Annotated in this window: 22 protein-coding genes and 3 pseudogenes; 4 read left to right on the forward strand and 21 right to left on the reverse strand. The window is 59.6% G+C overall.

Going from position 1 to position 17,083, the window contains the following annotated elements; genetic code table 11:
* Positions 1–53 precede the first annotated feature (53 nt).
* From J7024_RS15370 to J7024_RS15430, 13 genes and pseudogenes are all read right to left on the reverse strand, one after another.
* The gene (locus J7024_RS15370; RefSeq protein ID WP_025496500.1) at positions 54–743 is read right to left on the reverse strand and encodes a hypothetical protein; all 690 of its coding nucleotides are present in this window, start codon (positions 741–743) and stop codon (positions 54–56) included.
* Between the two features lie 61 nt (positions 744–804).
* Positions 805–1,179 (reverse strand): hypothetical protein, encoded by a 375-nt coding sequence (locus J7024_RS15375; protein WP_025496501.1) that lies wholly within the window; start codon positions 1,177–1,179, stop codon positions 805–807.
* Positions 1,180–1,685: 506 nt separating this feature from the next.
* Positions 1,686–1,946, reverse strand: coding sequence for a hypothetical protein (locus J7024_RS15380; RefSeq protein WP_025496502.1), 261 nt, complete (start codon positions 1,944–1,946; stop codon positions 1,686–1,688).
* Positions 1,947–1,972: 26 nt separating this feature from the next.
* On the reverse strand, positions 1,973–2,314 hold the full coding sequence (locus J7024_RS15385; protein ID WP_025496503.1) for a hypothetical protein: 342 nt from the start codon (positions 2,312–2,314) through the stop codon (positions 1,973–1,975).
* Positions 2,315–2,622: 308 nt separating this feature from the next.
* Positions 2,623–3,012, reverse strand: a complete 390-nt coding sequence (gene vapC / locus J7024_RS15390) for a type II toxin-antitoxin system tRNA(fMet)-specific endonuclease VapC (protein ID WP_234745255.1) — start codon at positions 3,010–3,012, stop codon at positions 2,623–2,625.
* A gap of 11 nt (positions 3,013–3,023) precedes the next feature.
* Positions 3,024–3,254: an antitoxin gene (locus J7024_RS15395; RefSeq protein ID WP_025496505.1), complete on the reverse strand. Its 231-nt coding sequence runs from the start codon at positions 3,252–3,254 to the stop codon at positions 3,024–3,026.
* A gap of 282 nt (positions 3,255–3,536) precedes the next feature.
* Positions 3,537–3,755: a hypothetical protein gene (locus tag J7024_RS15400; protein WP_025496506.1), complete on the reverse strand. Its 219-nt coding sequence runs from the start codon at positions 3,753–3,755 to the stop codon at positions 3,537–3,539.
* A gap of 35 nt (positions 3,756–3,790) precedes the next feature.
* Positions 3,791–4,042 carry a hypothetical protein gene (locus J7024_RS15405; RefSeq protein ID WP_025496507.1) on the reverse strand — a complete coding sequence of 84 codons (252 nt, stop codon included), beginning with the start codon at positions 4,040–4,042 and terminating at the stop codon, positions 3,791–3,793.
* A gap of 170 nt (positions 4,043–4,212) precedes the next feature.
* Positions 4,213–4,758 carry a hypothetical protein gene (locus J7024_RS15410; protein ID WP_025496508.1) on the reverse strand — a complete coding sequence of 182 codons (546 nt, stop codon included), beginning with the start codon at positions 4,756–4,758 and terminating at the stop codon, positions 4,213–4,215.
* Positions 4,759–4,791: 33 nt separating this feature from the next.
* On the reverse strand, positions 4,792–5,922 hold the full coding sequence (locus J7024_RS15415) for an IS701 family transposase (protein ID WP_268838348.1): 1,131 nt from the start codon (positions 5,920–5,922) through the stop codon (positions 4,792–4,794).
* 542 nt (positions 5,923–6,464) lie between these two features.
* A pseudogene (locus J7024_RS15420) lies at positions 6,465–6,722 on the reverse strand (IS256 family transposase); the annotation flags it as partial.
* A gap of 53 nt (positions 6,723–6,775) precedes the next feature.
* Positions 6,776–7,150 (reverse strand): carboxymuconolactone decarboxylase family protein, encoded by a 375-nt coding sequence (locus J7024_RS15425; RefSeq protein WP_025496446.1) that lies wholly within the window; start codon positions 7,148–7,150, stop codon positions 6,776–6,778.
* A gap of 59 nt (positions 7,151–7,209) precedes the next feature.
* A complete protein-coding gene (locus tag J7024_RS15430; RefSeq protein WP_327796264.1) occupies positions 7,210–7,833 on the reverse strand; it encodes a LytR/AlgR family response regulator transcription factor in 624 nt (207 codons plus the stop codon).
* A 77-nt stretch (positions 7,834–7,910) separates the two neighbouring features.
* Here J7024_RS15430 and J7024_RS15435 point away from each other — a divergent pair, with 77 nt between their 5' ends.
* The 3 genes and pseudogenes from J7024_RS15435 (at position 7,911) to J7024_RS15445 (ending at position 10,008) form a co-directional block, all read left to right on the forward strand.
* Positions 7,911–8,996: an IS630-like element ISBmu8 family transposase gene (locus J7024_RS15435; protein WP_007180368.1), complete on the forward strand. Its 1,086-nt coding sequence runs from the start codon at positions 7,911–7,913 to the stop codon at positions 8,994–8,996.
* Positions 8,997–9,827 (forward strand): annotated as a pseudogene (locus tag J7024_RS15440) (MFS transporter); the annotation flags it as partial. It lies immediately after the preceding gene.
* A gap of 25 nt (positions 9,828–9,852) precedes the next feature.
* Entirely contained in the window at positions 9,853–10,008 is a 156-nt protein-coding gene (locus tag J7024_RS15445; RefSeq protein ID WP_175901213.1) for a hypothetical protein, read from the forward strand.
* A 132-nt stretch (positions 10,009–10,140) separates the two neighbouring features.
* Here J7024_RS15445 and J7024_RS15450 read toward each other — a convergent pair whose 3' ends face one another.
* Both J7024_RS15450 and J7024_RS15455 read right to left on the reverse strand, forming a co-directional pair.
* Complete coding sequence (locus J7024_RS15450) at positions 10,141–10,593, reverse strand: hypothetical protein (protein ID WP_060093212.1); 453 nt, start codon at positions 10,591–10,593, stop codon at positions 10,141–10,143.
* Positions 10,594–10,627: 34 nt separating this feature from the next.
* A complete protein-coding gene (locus J7024_RS15455; protein WP_060093214.1) occupies positions 10,628–11,410 on the reverse strand; it encodes a COG4705 family protein in 783 nt (260 codons plus the stop codon).
* Between the two features lie 151 nt (positions 11,411–11,561).
* Here J7024_RS15455 and J7024_RS15460 point away from each other — a divergent pair, with 151 nt between their 5' ends.
* Positions 11,562–12,284: an IS6 family transposase gene (locus tag J7024_RS15460; protein WP_012464922.1), complete on the forward strand. Its 723-nt coding sequence runs from the start codon at positions 11,562–11,564 to the stop codon at positions 12,282–12,284.
* Between the two features lie 56 nt (positions 12,285–12,340).
* Here J7024_RS15460 and J7024_RS15465 read toward each other — a convergent pair.
* From J7024_RS15465 to J7024_RS15490, 6 genes and pseudogenes are all read right to left on the reverse strand, one after another.
* Positions 12,341–12,847: pseudogene (locus tag J7024_RS15465) on the reverse strand (excinuclease ABC subunit A); the annotation flags it as partial.
* Positions 12,848–12,905: 58 nt separating this feature from the next.
* Entirely contained in the window at positions 12,906–14,240 is a 1,335-nt protein-coding gene (locus tag J7024_RS15470) for a DUF3422 family protein (RefSeq protein WP_012218026.1), read from the reverse strand.
* A 185-nt stretch (positions 14,241–14,425) separates the two neighbouring features.
* Entirely contained in the window at positions 14,426–14,824 is a 399-nt protein-coding gene (locus tag J7024_RS15475; protein WP_012218027.1) for a VOC family protein, read from the reverse strand.
* 43 nt (positions 14,825–14,867) lie between these two features.
* Positions 14,868–15,977 carry an S-(hydroxymethyl)glutathione dehydrogenase/class III alcohol dehydrogenase gene (locus tag J7024_RS15480; RefSeq protein ID WP_003291553.1) on the reverse strand — a complete coding sequence of 370 codons (1,110 nt, stop codon included), beginning with the start codon at positions 15,975–15,977 and terminating at the stop codon, positions 14,868–14,870.
* A 59-nt stretch (positions 15,978–16,036) separates the two neighbouring features.
* Positions 16,037–16,261 (reverse strand): metal-sensing transcriptional repressor, encoded by a 225-nt coding sequence (locus J7024_RS15485; RefSeq protein WP_012218028.1) that lies wholly within the window; start codon positions 16,259–16,261, stop codon positions 16,037–16,039.
* A gap of 60 nt (positions 16,262–16,321) precedes the next feature.
* Positions 16,322–17,065 (reverse strand): SDR family oxidoreductase, encoded by a 744-nt coding sequence (locus tag J7024_RS15490; protein WP_012218029.1) that lies wholly within the window; start codon positions 17,063–17,065, stop codon positions 16,322–16,324.
* Positions 17,066–17,083: the final 18 nt, after the last annotated feature.

Raw genomic sequence — 17,083 nt, forward strand, 5'->3', positions numbered from 1 at the left:
GGCCTCAAGGTACTTCCATATTATTATCAGATATGTTGACGGTCAATAGATGACTAGGGATGTGGACCGATTGATGGACCTGCGCTCGCCTGTGCGTTCAGAACGGGCTCGTGTGAGGTCTTGCCGCGCGTGGTCGGCGCGTTGGCGATCGCACGCAGAAGCACGTCGCCGGCCATCTCTCCCTGCGTATACGATGGCCACGGCACAAACGGCTGAGAGTAGTTACGGCCGAAGACGAGCAGACTGGGGCATCGAAAGATCACCCGCTTGTCAGCAAGCCGGACGAGCACGTCGGTTCCGCATTTCACGCGTCCACCGACGGCTGCGGGCTCCGCGACGCCTGATCTGGCGGGGTCACTGAAGAACAGCCAGTGATCGATCGTCGTGCCGCAGAGGTATAGCCCGGAAAGTACGGCCAGTAGCATCATTCCAAAGCGCAGCGAAAGCGGGTCCGTAAAGTTTTCCGCGCGCGCAACGCTGCGCAGGCGTACGGAGAAAAGGAGGACGGTGAGTGCGCCAAACGCAAAGAAGGCGACCACCGACCAGTTATACGCGTCGCCCGAAATTCCCTTGTGGGGACCGGGAATGAGTTCAAAGCCAAGCAGCAGGCCGAAGTAGCCGATCAGGCAGCAAATGAAGTGTGCCTGGGCGATCAATCCGGGCCGCCCCCTGAGCGCGAGGCCTCGGACGGCTAGAATCAGATGGGCGTAGGCAGCGAACAGGAAAGCGGGAACGAAGACCATCGAGCGCCTTGACTTGAAGATGGATGGACGGGTGAATGCCGCGGAGGCCAGGTCGGTTTGCTTATTGGAGGACTGGCCAACAACGCGTGGGCGTTTTGCTCTGGCAGATCTGCTTCGTCCCATTGGCCATCGTTCGGAGTTCGAGGTCGGCACCGGCGGCCGCATTGAATCTGCCGGCAACAACGAAGGTCCCCACTTCGGTCACAGCTGCTGTTTGCAGCGAAGATGGGGTTACAACAAGTCCGATCTGCCCGCTCGGCGTGAAGCCGTAGGACACGTCATCGTTATCGCCGCTCAGGTGTGTTGATCGAACGTGCCCGGCATGTTCGACGCTCGCTACGTGCGTGGCGTTGTAATGAAATGAGAACACGCCGGCGATTGCCAGAACGGCCAACCAGGCGAGCGGCGCTGCGTTTGAGAGCGTGGAGTCATTCACAGGGCGATTGGCGGCACAGATTTGCTGTCTGCACACCGCAATAATAATCCTTAAAGGAAGTGATTATTATTGTACAACGCCGGGATAGGGAATTGGCACCGCCCGTAGGAGGGCAGCGGCCGTTCCGCGGAGCCCTCAGATTACCCTTCCGTCGATGGCTAGCTCTGCCGGGCGGGCCTCAAAGCGGTACTGCCGGTGCTTCGGTACTGGGAATCGAGGCGCCGCACAAGATAATCGAGCGTGCGCTGGGGATTCCTGGTGTCACCGCTGATCAGGTGCACGGCCTTGGTCATCTCCTCGCCGAATTTCCCGACCAGCAATGCCCCGAGCGCGGGTGTCTCAGCACCGCGGGCAACATCGTCGATTCTGCCGCGTGGGTAATTCTGGAGCTCGCGGCTCGACCGCCACAGATTCAGTCCAGTCCATAGCGAGCGGGGACGCGATTCCGCTCAATGATGCCCACTCAAATATGGATTCATTTGCGCGTGCTCGTTGGCCCTGCGGTCTTACTCAAGATCGGGCGCCTGGCAAGCAAAATGAATGCGCGCACCGAAGATGGCGCCGATTGCGGTCGTGAGAATCCATCCCCACGACGAGAACGACGCGGGATCGGTCCTCGCCCACTGGATGTTGCCGGCGAGGCTGAGGGCGGCCGCCACAGCAACGGCCCCCCAATTGATGGACTCGGCGGCCATCGTGATAAAGCCGATCGCGCCGATGGCGATCGCTATGTACAAGAGGCAACCCGGTTCGATTGAGAGCGACATGTTGTTCTCCGTGCAAACTCCCCTCGTCAGCCGCGCCCCAACTTTACCAGGCGAGAGTCGATCGCACCTTTGCTACGCCCGTGCCGTGCTGCGAGCTCCTTGGGGGTAAGTCCAGCGTCATGCCCGTCAAGCAGTTGCTTGTCCTCTTCCGGGGACCAGGAGTGCCCGGCATTCAACGGTCGGGGCTTCGACTTTGCCCGCTTGTCGGCCGCGCCGGGAGCGGCGCCCAATGCCTGCACTGCAACGAACAGGGCACGAATGACGTCCGGCTGGTTGAAGGGGTTCTGATCGGCCATGACCTCGCCCGTGGATGGATCAATGCCGTTGGCGAGGGTTTGGATGATCGACAGGGCGTGTTGTGGCGACATGGTCTTCGAACAGGTTTACGGCGAACTTCCGTCTATTTTGGGCTTCAGCGGAACAGGCCCGGATCGGACGTTGAACCGTACGGGTCAACACCAGACGGTATCTTGGGCGTTTCCTACGTGGCCGAACCCACCCAACAACCTGACAGCGCGATGCGATCGGCATGCGAACGATGATCGATCCACACTCCGGGTTGCAGCACGACCAGCGTTGTGCAAACGGCTATGAATAATCGAAAATCGGGTACAGGCGGTTGCCTGTCGTCGGAGCCCACAGCACCTGTCCTCTGAGGCGCGGTGGTTTCCGCTTGCTACAGCCAGTTTTCGACCTTAAGCTCCGGCACGCGCCGGAACTCACGCTCATTGTTTGTGACCACCACCGCACCGACACAGCGGGCGTGTGACGCGATCAGAAGATCGTTTGCGCCGATCATTTGACCGCTCTTGTGCAGATGCGCGCGAATCTCGGCGTAGTGCTCGGCAGCCTCTTCCGGCCACTCCATTACGGTCAGATGCTTAACAAACGCATCGAGCGCCTCCCGGTTGCGCTTGCCCTGAGATGACAGTTTGATGCCGAAAAGCAACTCTGCGAGCGTCACGACTGAGATAGCCTGCTCATCGATTGATGTCGCGAGCAATTTTGCGCGGAGGTTCTCGCTTGGCCCACGCATGACAAAAGCGCAGGTGTCGGTGTCGAGCATGTACAAGGGCATCAGAACGGCTCCCTATCCTGAATGGGTAGGTCGCTCACCCCCTCCATAAAGTCTGCGGTCGCCCGTGGGCCGGAGGCAAGATATTCGGCCCACGAATCCGGTTTCGGCGACAGAACGATCCTGTCACCGTCACGGCTGATGTACACCTCTTTCCCGATAAAGCGAAACTCGGCAGGCAGACGGACCGCCTGGCTACCGCCGCTCGAAAACAACTTTGCAACCCGAGACATGGCTTACTTCCATTCAGGACATGACATATCTACAATTATAGATACATTTGTAGATATGTCAATGGATACATCCACGCCCCGGCGGGCCCGGTGCGCCCGCGGGTTTGACGCATATCGTGAACGTGACCTGCGGCGTGGTTATGGGGGCGTTCCGGGGTGCGGTCATGAAGGACGGTGGCCCTCGCATAGCACGATGCCCCACTCAGTCTCCCGGCACAGACGCTGCGGGCGTCTGACGCATCCCGGCCGCCGAGAACCATTCGTTGACGCCGCGGTGATGGCCTAGCCTAACCGGGGGACCAGAAATTCGCACGCGCGTTCGAGCCCTTCGGCGAGCTGCTGGTCTCGCCGGGCCCACTCCCTGATACGTTCGATGAGCGCCTCCCGCGACGCGCCGGTGAGCCAGTCCTCGAGCGGCTCCGGCTCGTCGACGTCGACGCAGTCGTCCTCGAGGTCGATAGCGAGATCCGGTCGCCCGCTCGCTGTCTGTTCGTCGTGCATTGTGCACTCGCCCCCTGCAGAAGACATCGCAACGTTCAACCGAATTGCGTACTATGGCCGCGCTTGTAGCGCGCCTCAGCGCGTTTGCCGGCGATGAAGGCAATGACGCAGCCGAGGATCAGAACCAGCGCTGACCTAGCCGTGTCGTGGCCCGTGGCCGGCGTCGACCAGCCATAAAGTCGCCCGACAATCAGCTCGAAAACGATTAGCCAGACGAGAAATACACCAATGACCCAGCGGCGGCCATAGCGCGATGCGGCGATGTCGATAGCGTTGCGTGATTTCAATTTTTTGTCCTCGTTGGATGGCGATATTTCAGCGCCGATTTCTCACCCGTTGTTCTGTTCTAGCTGGGGAAGTCCCGCCACGCCCTTGCATTTGCCTACATCTGCCGCAACGTCATTGGTTCGCCCCCTTTGTGGTCCGGCTCGAACACAGAACCCGTCGGCCCGGTGGATCAAATGTGACGCTTGAGAAACGTTGCCCGTGGGTCAGGCGTCGTCTCGCACCACTCGGCGGCCGCGCGGCCCTTCGCCACCGCTGCGCGCTCGCGGGAGAGCCATTCGACCAGGTTGTCGACGTAGAGATCATCGCGACTGACCGTGCCCTGCAGTTCGCGATACGCCACCCGGTCAGCGGGATCATAGTTGGCCAGCAGGGCGAAGATCTTCGCGGTCCACGATTTGAAGCGGGTTCTCCGGGACGCGATCTGGTAGGCCGCAACGATTATGCCGAGGTCGAGCCACGGGAAGGTGACATGACGGAAGTAGGCCGCGCCGGTATGCGGCAGCAGGGAATAGAGCGCGACGAGCCCAATTGCCGCGACGCCCGCAGCGACGATCCCGTAATGCACGGGGGGGCTTGCATAGCTATGGCGTGCGATCTGCAGGGTTGCCTCGATGCGGCCGAGCTCGCGCAGACGTTGGCGACGAGTTCGCCGGTCATCGGCAGGCTCGGACGTGGGAGCGGAGTAGATCAGTTTCAGACGTGTCACGGCGTCCATTGTCCTTATTCGTCGGAGTGGAGGGTGTCAGGGTCATCGTTTGCCTGCTCGTTCAGTTCGCGGCAGACCTTGCTCGAAAGAGGGACGGTCACGGTGGTGAATGAGACCCACGTGTCCCCGACCGGATCGGCGCCGACGTTCGCCAGCATCCGCTGCGCGCGTTGGTTTAAAGCCGGTTTCGATTTCCCACCTGCGGCCCGCGACGTTGACCAGGGTTTGCCGTGTGGCTTTGCTGCGCGGGGCGTATACGACGTAATACGCATGCTCGCGTTGCTCGTCCAGGCTGCGCCGCACCAGCAGGTAATGCCCGAAGCGGCGCTCTTCTGTGGTGATCTGCAGACGCCACAGCGGGGTGAGCGCCCAGTCATACAGGCGCTCGCCTTTGGCTCCGGCACCTGCTGACAGGCGTCGCCATGCCCGTGCCGGCAAGGCTTCGGCGATCCGGTCGGCCCGTACGTAGTCGGGACCCTGCCACCACAGGGGTTCGTTCTTCGCGACGGCCAGTACGAAAGACTGGCCGCGCGACTCGAGCCACAGCCGCAGGTGACGGTCGCCGCCGTAGACTTCATCACCCGTGACCCAACCGCACGGCACACCTGCGTCCAGCGCCCGCTCAAGCATGCTGCGCGCGAGCTGCGGCTTCGTTGCAAACTCCACCGCCTCGGGAATGCCCGCTGCCTCGCAGCGCACACGGTCATCGGTCCACGCCTTGGGCACATACAGTTCGCGGTCGATAAACGCGCTGCCGCCGCGACCGGCATAGCAGAGGAACACGCCGATCTGGCTGTTCTCGATACGGCCTGCCGTGCCACTGTACTGGCGTTGCACACCGGCCGAGTGCTGCCCCTTCTTGACGAAGCCGGTCTCGTCCACAATCAGCACCGCGTCACGCTCGCCCAGTTGTTCAACGACGTACTCCCGGAGCACATCGCGCGCGCCATCCGCATCCCATTGCGCCCGCTCGAGCAGGTGCTGCACGCCATCAGGCGTTGCTTCGCCGATCCATTCGGCGAGTTGCCAGCCGTTCTTGCGCTCGACTGTGCCCAGCAGGCCCTTCAGGTAAGCGAGAGACCGATGTCGGGGCTCGGGGCGCCTGAACAGTTCTCCGAGCCGCTGGTGTAGCGCCTCCAGTTCACGCTCCCACGCTCTTGCCGTCGAATGCATCGCTTTCTCACGTAGTAGTACTAAATATTGTTAGTATAGTAAAAAATCTACGGCTGTAGTACTAGGGGCGCACCGGTTGCCGGCGATCCCTCCTGATCGCCCATGCCACACGTGCGGAGCTAACGTCAGAGTAATGGAATGGACGCGAACAAGAACGCGCGGATCGTCTGGGCGCAATTGGTCCACTGCTGCGAGTTTCAACCTGATTACCACGCGCCTGCAGCGACCGCGTAACCGTCACCCGCATGCTTGTCGCGTAGCTACCAGCAGGAGACTACAGCCGATTGCTCAGGCGATCATGACGTGATGGCGAGACAGGTCAGACCGTGGCCGGGAAACTCTGGGTACACCAATGTGTGTAAGAGTACGCAAGAGTGATGAGAGCCCGGCCAGCGCATTCCATCAGGGACCGCCGGCCGTGCGCCGGACAGCGAAGTCCGGATGCATGGCTGCAATCAATACCTTCGCTCCGTTACAAATGAGAGCTTGGCAAGCCGGGGGCGTCCATGCATGGTGTATGGGCAGCATCGTGACGGTCGATTTCAGGCGGCGAGTTTCTGCTGAACCGGCCGATCGTCTTGCACCGGTTCGCCGTCTTTGAAGGCAATGCCCTCAAGCAACAGCTTGATTTTTTCCGGGCCGTTGATATGGCGCCAAGTTTTTTCAGCTTCCTCGATCAGCTTGAATGCCAAGCCGGGGAAGGTTGGTCGCGACACGCAGTTACGCGTGCGTGTCGTACGGTGGTGCACCGTCGCGAACGTCGATTCGATCGCGTTGGTCGTGCGCAGGTGCTGCCAATGCGACCTTACGTCACACGCCTACGATTTTTCCGTTTCGTGAGCAGGACCACCGGCTACTGGCAGCAGCTCGGCTCCAACACCGGCGCGGCCTCGCCATTGCTGAGGTCCTTGTAGGCTTTGAACGCCTTGAGCGCCCACATCTCGCCGACGCAGCCGCCCATCGTCGAGGCGACCGCAAGCACTTCGCCCAACTCCTGCTCGGTCGCACCCAACTTCACCGCCTGCTGCACGTAGAACTTGAAACACGGCTCGCAGCGGGCCGAGATCGCCCACAGCATCGCGGCCAGCGCCTTCAGAGGGGCCGGTAACGCGCCGTCGCTGAAGATGGCTTCCTGCCGCATCTGGTTGATGTGGTGGGCGGTGTTCTTTGTCAGCTTGCCGAACTCGGCCATCAGCCCCAAGGCCGGATCCATGTCGGTCAGTTGCATGTTGTCTTCCTCACGGTTGCATGGTGGATGAATCTCTCCAGATATCCCGCACCTATCAGTTAGATCACACCCAGCAGTTCCTTCAATTTCACTGCTTTCGATCGACTTACCGGAACTACGGTGCGCTCTGCATCAGCCATGACAAGATTGACGCTTTCATCAAATTTAATAAGCTCTACTGCATAACTAAGGCTAACGATGTGGCTACGGTGTACTCGCAAGTAGATGCTGTCGTCCAGTCGTAGTTCAAGATCTGACAGCGAAAAATTAGAGAGGTAGCGATCGTCTTTTGTGACAATTGTCGTGTAGTGGCCGTCGCCTTGGAAACGCACGATATCCTTGAGGTCGATCAGAATCATCCGATTCTTTCGATAGACGGGAAGTTTGAATAGGCGTCTCGGCGACGGGGCGTTGCCGCTTGGACTTTGCCTAGGAGGTTCGGTTGTGATATCGGTCACGTCATAAAAAATCATACATGTACCGCACATCCCTTGTAAACCTGCCATCCGGGAAACCTTGATCATCAATATTCTGTCAGGAATGTTGATCATCATCGCGAGCGGTGGCGGCGACTTCGCCGGACAACCCCCAGCATCTCTCGACTGCAGGAGAAAGCGGAGCTTGTCGCGGCTCTTCTCAGGGTGCAACTGCACCACGTCTATGCCGAATAGCTTGTCCTGCATTACACCTAGTGTAGTGCGTCACAAATAATGCAACTTAATCGCGGTTTACGAGTCTCCTTGATACGGAGGGAGAACTCATGCGAATCGCGGCGAAAGTTGAGCTAAGTGAAGCACAGCGCAAACAGTTAAAGACGTGGGCTACTGGCCGGACGATTCCGGTTCGACTGGCTGAGCGCGCCAAGATGATTTTGCTCGCAGCGCAGGGAAAGACAGATAAAGAGATCAGTGCGGACCTGGCTATCTGGCGAGGCACGGTCGCACGCTGGCGCGCTCGCTTTATAGCTGACGGTGTGACGGGGATCGAGCGGGATGAGACGCGACCCGGGCGCAAGCCGAAGATCTCCGCGCGCAAGGTCAAGACCGTTGTGGCACTGACGACGCAGCAACGTCCGGATAACGCGACGCATTGGAGCACACGCAGCATGGCAGCGGTGGCCGGCATAAGTGAGGCGAGCGTGCGGCGCATCTGGCAGGCGCATGGCCTCAAGCCGCATCGGTTAGAGAGCTTCAAGGTATCGAACGACAAGCACTTTGCCGAGAAACTCGAGGACATCGTCGGGCTGTATCTCGATCCCCCGGAGCACGCCTTGGTCCTGTGCTGCGATGAGAAGTCCCAGATCCAGGCACTTGATCGGACCCAGCCGGGCTTGCCGCTCAAGCGAGGTCGCGCTCAAACGATGACGCACGATTACAAGCGCCATGGTGTGACGACGCTGTTTGCCGCGATGAACACGCTCGATGGCAGTGTCATTGGCCAGTGCCAGACTAAACATCGTCACCAGGAGTGGTTGAGCTTCTTGCGCAAGATCGATCGCAACACGCCCAAGGACAAGGAGCTGCATTTGATCGCTGACAACTATGCAACCCATAAGCACCCCGAGGTACAGGCATGGCTTGCCAAGCACCCGCGATTCCACATGCATTTCACGCCCACCAGTGCCTCTTGGCTCAACATGGTCGAACGCTTCTTTCGTGACTTATCAGTGAACCAGTTGCGACGTGCGGCGTTCCGCTCGGTACCCGAATTGGTCAGCACAATCGAACAGTACGTGCAGAAGCACAATCGTCATCCGAAACCATTCATCTGGACAGCAAAAGCCTCCGACATCCTCGCGAAAGTCACGCGTGCCAGGGCCAAACTGAATAAGATGCAATCTGTTTGACGCAGACCACTAGTGGCCGATGTAGCGCCGCCGGACATTCGAGGAGCATGCTTCGGATTACGCCAGTCGATGGATACGATCGGTGCGCTTCTCGGGCCCGCGATCGCGATTGTGCTGATGCTTTGGTTTGCCGACCATATACGCGTGGTGTTGTGGTTCGCCGTGGTACCCGCTTTCATTGCAATCGGCCTGATCGTGTTCGGTGTCCACGAATCCGGCCGTGCACAGTCGACGCGGAGTTTCCGTTCTCCGATGCACTGGCGTACGCTCCGGGAATTCTCCGCGCGCTACTGGTTCGTCGTGTTGATCGGCGCCACCTTCACACTCGCGCGCTTCAGTGAGGCGTTTCTCGTGCTGCGCGCACAGCAAACCGGATTGGATATCGCGTGGATTCCTGGTGTGATGGTCGTCATGAGTCTCGCCTATTCGTTGTCGGCATGGCCAGTCGGCATCCTCTCCGATCGGCTGGACCGTCGCATCTTGCTTTCGATCGGCATGGTGCTGCTGATCGCGGCCGATCTCGTGCTCGGCATTGGCAAGTCGATCACATCGATGTTCGTTGGCGTGGCCGTGTGGGGGCTGCATATGGGTTTCACGCAAGGCGTTCTCGCCGCGATGGTGTCCGAAACGTCACCTATGACGTTACGCGGAACCGCGTTCGGCGTGTTCAATCTGGTCGGCGGTGTCAGCATGCTGCTCGCGAGCGTCATTGCGGGTGCGGTGTGGGAACGATTCGGCGCATCGATCACTTTCTTCACTGGCGCGGCGCTCGTCATCGTGCCGCTGTGTCTGTGCTGGTACACACCACGGTCCGCGACGTCGCGAGCGTAACATCTTCTCGATCGTTCACGACGTTATGAATACGCTCGAAGCATTCAACCAAGCACTTTTTCTTATGATCAACGCCACGCCCGCGACGCCACCGTGGCAGATCGGCGCAGCTACGCGGATCGCCGACGACCTGATCTTTCTGATCCCGTTGCAGGATTCGACTGCCGGTGCCGCATCCTGAGTACCCGTGATCGAGGATGACGTGCGTGCGGACAATAGCATGTCGCTGTGTTCGAACGGCTCGATACGCGGGCAAGGGCGGAAACCGCCCTCCGCACTACCGAAGCACTGCATTGATGTGCGTCAATACAACTCAGGAATTCCTGCCCTCTAGCTTGTCGAACGTTTTCAGCAGGTCACTCAACGCTGCCGTGCAGTTGCCCTGAGTCGGGTGATCAGCACGCAGCGCTTCGAGGGCACCGTCGATTGCCTTGTCGAGTTCATGCCAATCCGCAGCTGCGCGCGGTTTCAATCCGGCTTCCGCGCCGTCCCAGGCAACCTCCAGGTCCTTGATGCGTGTCCTGCCGCCCGCGAGATCACCTTTCGCCACGAGAGTGGATACGTCGGTTGCGATTGTACGGAACTGGGAGAGGTCACCTAGTCTCGATACGGTCGATGATGCGCTGTGCTGCGCATCGGTCGCGCTGGATGCCGTTGCCGTCACAACAGGACTGTCTGTTTGCTTTGAGCAGCCAGTGGCGAAAGCGAGCATCGTGCACGCGGAAAGCGCGATGAGCAGACGTGACGGTGCGATTCGATCATTCATGAAAAAGGCCTCGCATCGAGGTTTGTTAATGAAGTCACGCGACCGTTTCGGCACGCGCGCGACTGCTGGCGCCGAACTGTGCGAAAGCGACGAGCACGATGATCACGGACAGGAACAGTAGGCTCGTCGATGCGGCACCCAGACCGAACCCGCCGTAATTGTGCGATTGAGTGAGCAGATCGCCGAGCGATGCACCGAACGGTCGCGTGAGGATGTACGCAATCCAGAAGGTGAGCACCGCGTTGACGCCGCTGCTCCATGCGACATACACCAGTGCGAGCAGCACGCCGAATACAACGGTACCCAGCGAGAAGCCGAGCCCCAAGGCTTCGGTCGCGAGATCGCCCGCAGCGGTACCCAGTGCGAACGTGCACAGGATCGCGGACCAATAGAACAACTCTCGCTGCGGCGTGTCGATTGCGTCGATCGACAACGTCCCTTCGATCCGATACCAAATCGTGAAGATCGCGGCGAGAGCGACGGCGAACACGCTTGTGCTGACATACAGACTGACGCCGAGGCCGTCAGTCAGCAAATCGGTGATCTGGGTCCCGACGATGCTTACCAGGACGACAGTGAGCCAGTAGATCCATGGGGTGCAGCGTCGCGTGCGCATCTGCAGGACAAGCGCTATTGCAAGCAAGGACATCATCAAGCCGCGAGTTAAACTTTGGCCCCAGCCCGCGTTGACTGCCAGGTAGTCGGAGGCAGTTTCACCGACCGTGGTGGACATGATTTTGATAATCCAGAACGCAAGCGTGATCTCAGGAACCTTGTTGAGCCAGCGTGAGGTGGGCGTGTCGGTAGCGGGCGACATGGTGGCGATTCCTCGGGAGTTGAGTGCCACGCAGTCTAGCTGGGCAGACTTAGGGGAACCTTAGTGTGGAGCAGCGAGAAATGAGCCAACCGGGGGTTTTGTCGCATTAACGCGGTCAAGTAAAATCCGTCGACCGCAACGCATGACATGCATGATGGCAAAGACGAAGACGCCGCGCAAGACGCTGCCAGCTGGCATTGGCAAGGTACTGAAGCGGCTGCACTACCCGATGGATGTGATCCTGCTGTGCGTCCGGTGGTACGTGGCGTACTCACTGAGCCTGCGTAACCTCGAGGAAATGATGGCCGAGCGGGGTATCGAGGTGGACCATTCGAGTGTGCACCGGTGGGTCATCAAGCTGCTGCCTGTGTTTGAAAAAGCATTCCGCAAACGCAAACGGCCTGTCGGCAGGAGCTGGCGCGTCGATGAGACCTACGTCAAGGTCAAAGGCCAGTGGAAATACTTGTACCGTGCCGTCGACAAGCAGGGTAACACGGTGGATTTCCTGCTGCGTGCCCATCGCGATAAGGCCGCTGCTCGCCGCTACTTCGAGAAGGCGATTGAACAGAACGGCGAACCCGAGACAATTACCGTGGACAGGAGCGGCTCGAATCTGGCCGCGCTCGAAGCGCTTAACGCCGAACGATCGGTGCCGATCAAGGTCCGGCAGAACAAATACCTGAACAACATAGTCGAGCAGGATCACCGTGCCATCAAACGTATCATCAGGCCGATGATGGGGTTCAGGAATTTCCGCTGTGCACGCATCATCCTCGCCGGCATCGAGATCATGCACATGATCCGCAAGGGGCAGATGCGTGACGACGGCGTCGCTTCGACTGCAGCCGAACAATTCTACTCGTTGGCAGCATAAGTAGTCCTCCTTATATCTGAACCCGCTCGTCCTGACTCCCTTATCGCGACACAACCGGCCTCAGTCACCTCGTACACATGGCCCAGGCCGTGGCAGGTCGGGCACGCTCCCTGCGGCGTGTTGGGCGAAAAATCCTCGGCGTACAGCATCGGCTGGTTGGCGGGATAGGCGCCGGCGCGCGAATACATCATCCGCACCAGGCTGGACAGGGTGGTCACACTGCCCACGGAGGAACGCGCATTGCTGGACCCCCGCTGCGGCTGCAGCGCCACCGCTGGTGGCAGGCCGTCGATCGCATCTACGTCCGGCACGCCCGCCTGGTCGATCAGGCGCCGTGCATAGGGAGCCACCGACTCAAAGTAGCGTCGCTGCGCCTCGGCATAGATGGTGCCGAAGGCCAGCGAGGACTTCCCTGAGCCGGAGACACCCGAGAACACCACCAGCGCATTCCGCGGGATAGAGACGTCCACCTCTTTGAGGTTGTTCTCACGCGCGCCACGCACCTGCACGAGGCCGCTGGCCGCAGCGGTACAAGAGGATTCACCGAAGGAATTGCTTGGCATGTTGTTCTCCTCTGTTCAAACGGACGGCGCAGCTGTCGCGCGCCAGGACGGTAGCTCGTCAGGAAGATTTCTCTTCCGCCGCCGTGTCGCTGTGGGCGTGTCTTATCCTGCGGACGATCCACCAGATCGTCAGCATCACTGCAGGTACCAGAACCGCCATCACCTGCGCCACGCTGTCGTGAACGAGCGGAATGCCCTTGAGCAGGTAGCCGAGAAGACTCACGACGTAATAAGAAATTGCCGCGACCGACAGGCCTTCGACGGTTTGCTGAAGGCGCAATTGCAACTTGGCCCGGTTGTTCATCGAAGCCAGCAGATCGCGGTTCTGGCGTTCAAGTTCGACGTCGATCCACGAACGCAGCAACGCGATGGCTCGGGTCAGTTTGTCGGAGAGCTTGGCCTGGCGCTCCTTTACGGATTGGCACGTCCGCATGGCTGGAGCGATGCGACGCTGCAGGAAGTCCGCCCAGGTGCTGTATCCGGATACGGCCACTTCTGAAAGCGCAGCCAGCCTTTCCTCGACGATCTCGTAGTAGGCACGGCTGGCGCCGAAGCGATAGAGATTTGCCGCGACGCCAGCTTCCAGTTCGGCGGCCAGACCGGTCAATTCGGAAAGCAGCACGTCGCTATCGCGGCGTTCTACCAAATTCGTACACATCTCGTCAGTGATCGCAGCAAGGCGCGACTCCATGTGTCGCAGCTCCGACGTCATCGATCGCGTCAACGGCAGAGACAGCAACGCCAAGGTACGGTACGTCTCGATTTCCAATAGACGTTGAGCCAGCGCACCTGCCCGCGCCGGGGTCAAATCACGAGCAAGGATGAGGATCTGCGTCAGGCCATCCTCATCCTGTCGGAAGTCGGTCAAGATGGCGGCAGAGCCGTTCTCTACCAGCGAGTAGCACAGGCTGGCAGGATCGAAGCGATCAGCCTCCTTCTCCGTTTCTGGTGTCCACGGAAGAAGTCTCAAGCGGATGCCGGATACGACCGGGCCCGGAGGAACAAATCCATGTTTGAAGGGATTTTCTCCGCAAGGCTCTCCCGTCTTGGAATCCAGCGAAGCGCACCAGAGATACGTAGAGAACTCGGTGTGCTTTTCACAGTGAAGGTCTCCCTCATCCCATGTCACGCCGTGTAGCGGCGTAGCGTGGTCGGGCTCGGCAACGCCGAAGCGATGAGATAACTCGCTCATCGCCATCTGATCCATGGCCTGGTCGCCTTCGGTCATGAAAGCGAGCTGCAATATACCGCGGGGGGCCTCAAGCAACAGATGCGGGCGCGCATGCACTTCACCCACGGCTGCAGCACGATCGGCATAAGCCGGCATGCCGTACACGGTGGCGGTCGGGGTGGGTTGTACGGTCGTCGTATTGATATTGGCCGGCTCTTTCATAACGACCTCATTTCTCATTGGTTGAAAAGCACGCTTCAAAACAAATGCCCGCAGCCATGCGTTTCACACATGGCTACGGGCCGACCTTCATGAGCAGGCACCGCGTTACACAGTCCGTCTAACAGGCTCACCGTATAATAGAGGCTTGTGCTGACCCTGTCAGAACGCTCTCAGCTTCCTTGCTTTCAGACGAAGGTGTACGAGCAGACCTTGTTGCCTGCCGGATCACGCAGGTAGGCCGCATAGGCACCCGGCAGGTGACCACGTGCGCCAGGCTGGCCCTCGTCAATGCCGCCTGCGGCAAGGCCGGCGGCGTGGAAGGCATCCACTTCAGCGGGAGTGGCGGCCGCAAAGCCGATCGTCACGCCGTTGCTGGAAGGCGCTTCACCATTGCCCGGGCGGGCGATGATGAAAGCCGGCTTTTCGCGACCGAAAAGTACCCATCCGTTGTTGAAAGGACCGAGGTTCTTGATGCCAAGAGCACCCAGAGCGGCGTCGTAGAACGCGACCGACTTCTGAAGGTCGGCAGCGCCGATAAAGATGTGCGAAAAGATGCCATCGCCAGAAATGACAGGAGTGGACATGATTAATTTCCTTGGTGGTTGGTGTTGAATGGGTAGTGGGCGGTCAGTAGTGGATCACCGTGCGAATCGACTTGCCTTCATGCATCAGGTCGAAGGCCTTGTTGATGTCGTCGAGGCCCATGGTGTGGGTGACGAACGGGGCGAGATCGATCTCGCCTTTCATTGCGTCCTCCACCATGCCGGGAAGTTGAGTGCGGCCCTTGACCCCGCCGAAAGCCGAGCCCTTCCAGGTGCGACCGGTGATCAACTGGAACGGGCGCGTCGAAATTTCCTTGCCTGCACCAGCCACGCCGATGACGATCGACTGGCCCCAGCCACGATGTGCTGCCTCCAGTGCCGAGCGCATCACGTTGACGTTGCCGATGCACTCGAAGGTGTGATCGACACCCCAACCGGTCATCTCGATGAGAACCTCGTGAATCGGCTTGTCGAAGTCCTTCGGGTTGAGGCATTCGGTCGCGCCGAAGGTACGAGCCAGCTCGAACTTCGCAGGATTGGTGTCGATGGCGATGATGCGACCTGCCTTGGCCTGGCGTGCCCCCTGAATCGCAGCGAGCCCGATGCCGCCGAGGCCGAAGATGGCCACAGAGTCACCCGGCTGAACCTTGGCCGTGTTGTGAACAGCGCCGATGCCGGTGGTCACACCGCAACCCAGCAGGCAGACATGCTCGGGATTGGCGTCCGGGTTGATCTTGGCCAGCGAGACTTCGGCCACCACCGTGTATTCGCTGAAGGTCGAGCAGCCCATGTAGTGGTAGATCGGCTGGCCGTTGTAGCTGAAGCGGGTGGTGCCATCGGGCATCACGCCCTTGCCCTGGGTGGCGCGCACCGCCACGCACAGGTTGGTCTTGCCGCTCTTGCAGAACAGGCACTCACCGCACTCGGCGGTGTACAGCGGGATCACGTGGTCACCCGGCTTGACCGAGGTCACGCCCTCGCCGACCTCGACCACGATGCCGGCGCCCTCATGGCCCAGCACCGCCGGGAACACGCCTTCCGGGTCCTCGCCCGACAGGGTGAAGGCGTCGGTATGGCAAACGCCGGTATTCGTGATCCTGACAAGCACCTCGCCCTTGCGCGGCGGCTCGACGTCGATCTCGACGATTTCCAGTGGCTTTCCTGGCCCGAAGGCAACTGCTGCACGTGATTTCATGATGTCGCTTCCTTTACTAGCTAACTAAATTTTCCCTCACCGAGGGTACCCTGGCGCCTCTACCGCAGGTAGGAGCGGACGATGGAGATGGTCTCGTCAATGGACTTGTTCTGCGAATCGCTCCTGATTTCGCTACTGGGAAACTCTTCCCTTAGATAGCTCTCCAGAACCGTTGCCATCAATCCGTTGACAGCTCCACGAACAGCCGCAAGCTGCTGAAGAATTGCAGGGCATTCAGCACCTGCATCGAGCGCTTGCTTCTTTTCTTCCGGGCCATGTGGCACTCACCGCTTTTCACTCCAGATAAGCGGGGCCTGACGCCGAAGAGACAGGCCCTCAACTCATTAGAATTCCTGCACGGTTGGGCGCAGAACGATCTCGTTAATATCCACGTCAGCAGGCTGCTCAATTGCGAAGGCGATAGCTCGCGCGACGGATTCGGCGGGAATTGCATGCTTGTAGAAGTCCACCACGAAATCGCGGCTCTGTTGGTGGGTGCTGCCGAATTTCAGTTCGGAATCCACGGCGCCCGGTTCGATAGTCGTGGTGCGGATGCTGCCACCGACTTCGTGACGCAGTCCTTCGGAGATAGCCCGCACAGCAAACTTGGTGCCGCTGTACACGGTGCCACCTGGGCTGAACACCTTCAGGCCTGCAACCGATGCGATGTTGATGAAGTGACCACTGTTTTGTTTCTGGAAGACTGGCAATGCAGCCGCGACTCCGTACAGCAGACCCTTGATGTTGATATCGATCATGCGATCCCACTCGTCAGTGCGAGTATCGCTGAGCGGTGCAATCGCCATCAGTCCGGCATTGTTGATCAGTACATCAATGCGACCGTAGGTGTCCACGGCACCTTGAATGAGTGTTTTGACCTCTTCCTGAGAGGTGACATCGGTCTGATACGCGATTGCCTGACCACCTGCATTGGTCAGCTCAGCCACCAATGCGTCGAGTTTATCTTTGCGACGTGCAGCCAGCACTACGCGAGCGCCAAGCGCAGCAAGGTGGCGTGCAGTAGCCTCACCCAGGCCGCTGCTGGCACCGGTGATAACGACAACTTTTCCAGAAATATTATTGCTCATGCTGAGAACCTCATCGGG

The sequence above is a fragment of the Burkholderia sp. WTPI3 genome, assembly GCF_021483755.1.
Taxonomy (GTDB): Bacteria; Pseudomonadota; Gammaproteobacteria; order Burkholderiales; family Burkholderiaceae; genus Burkholderia.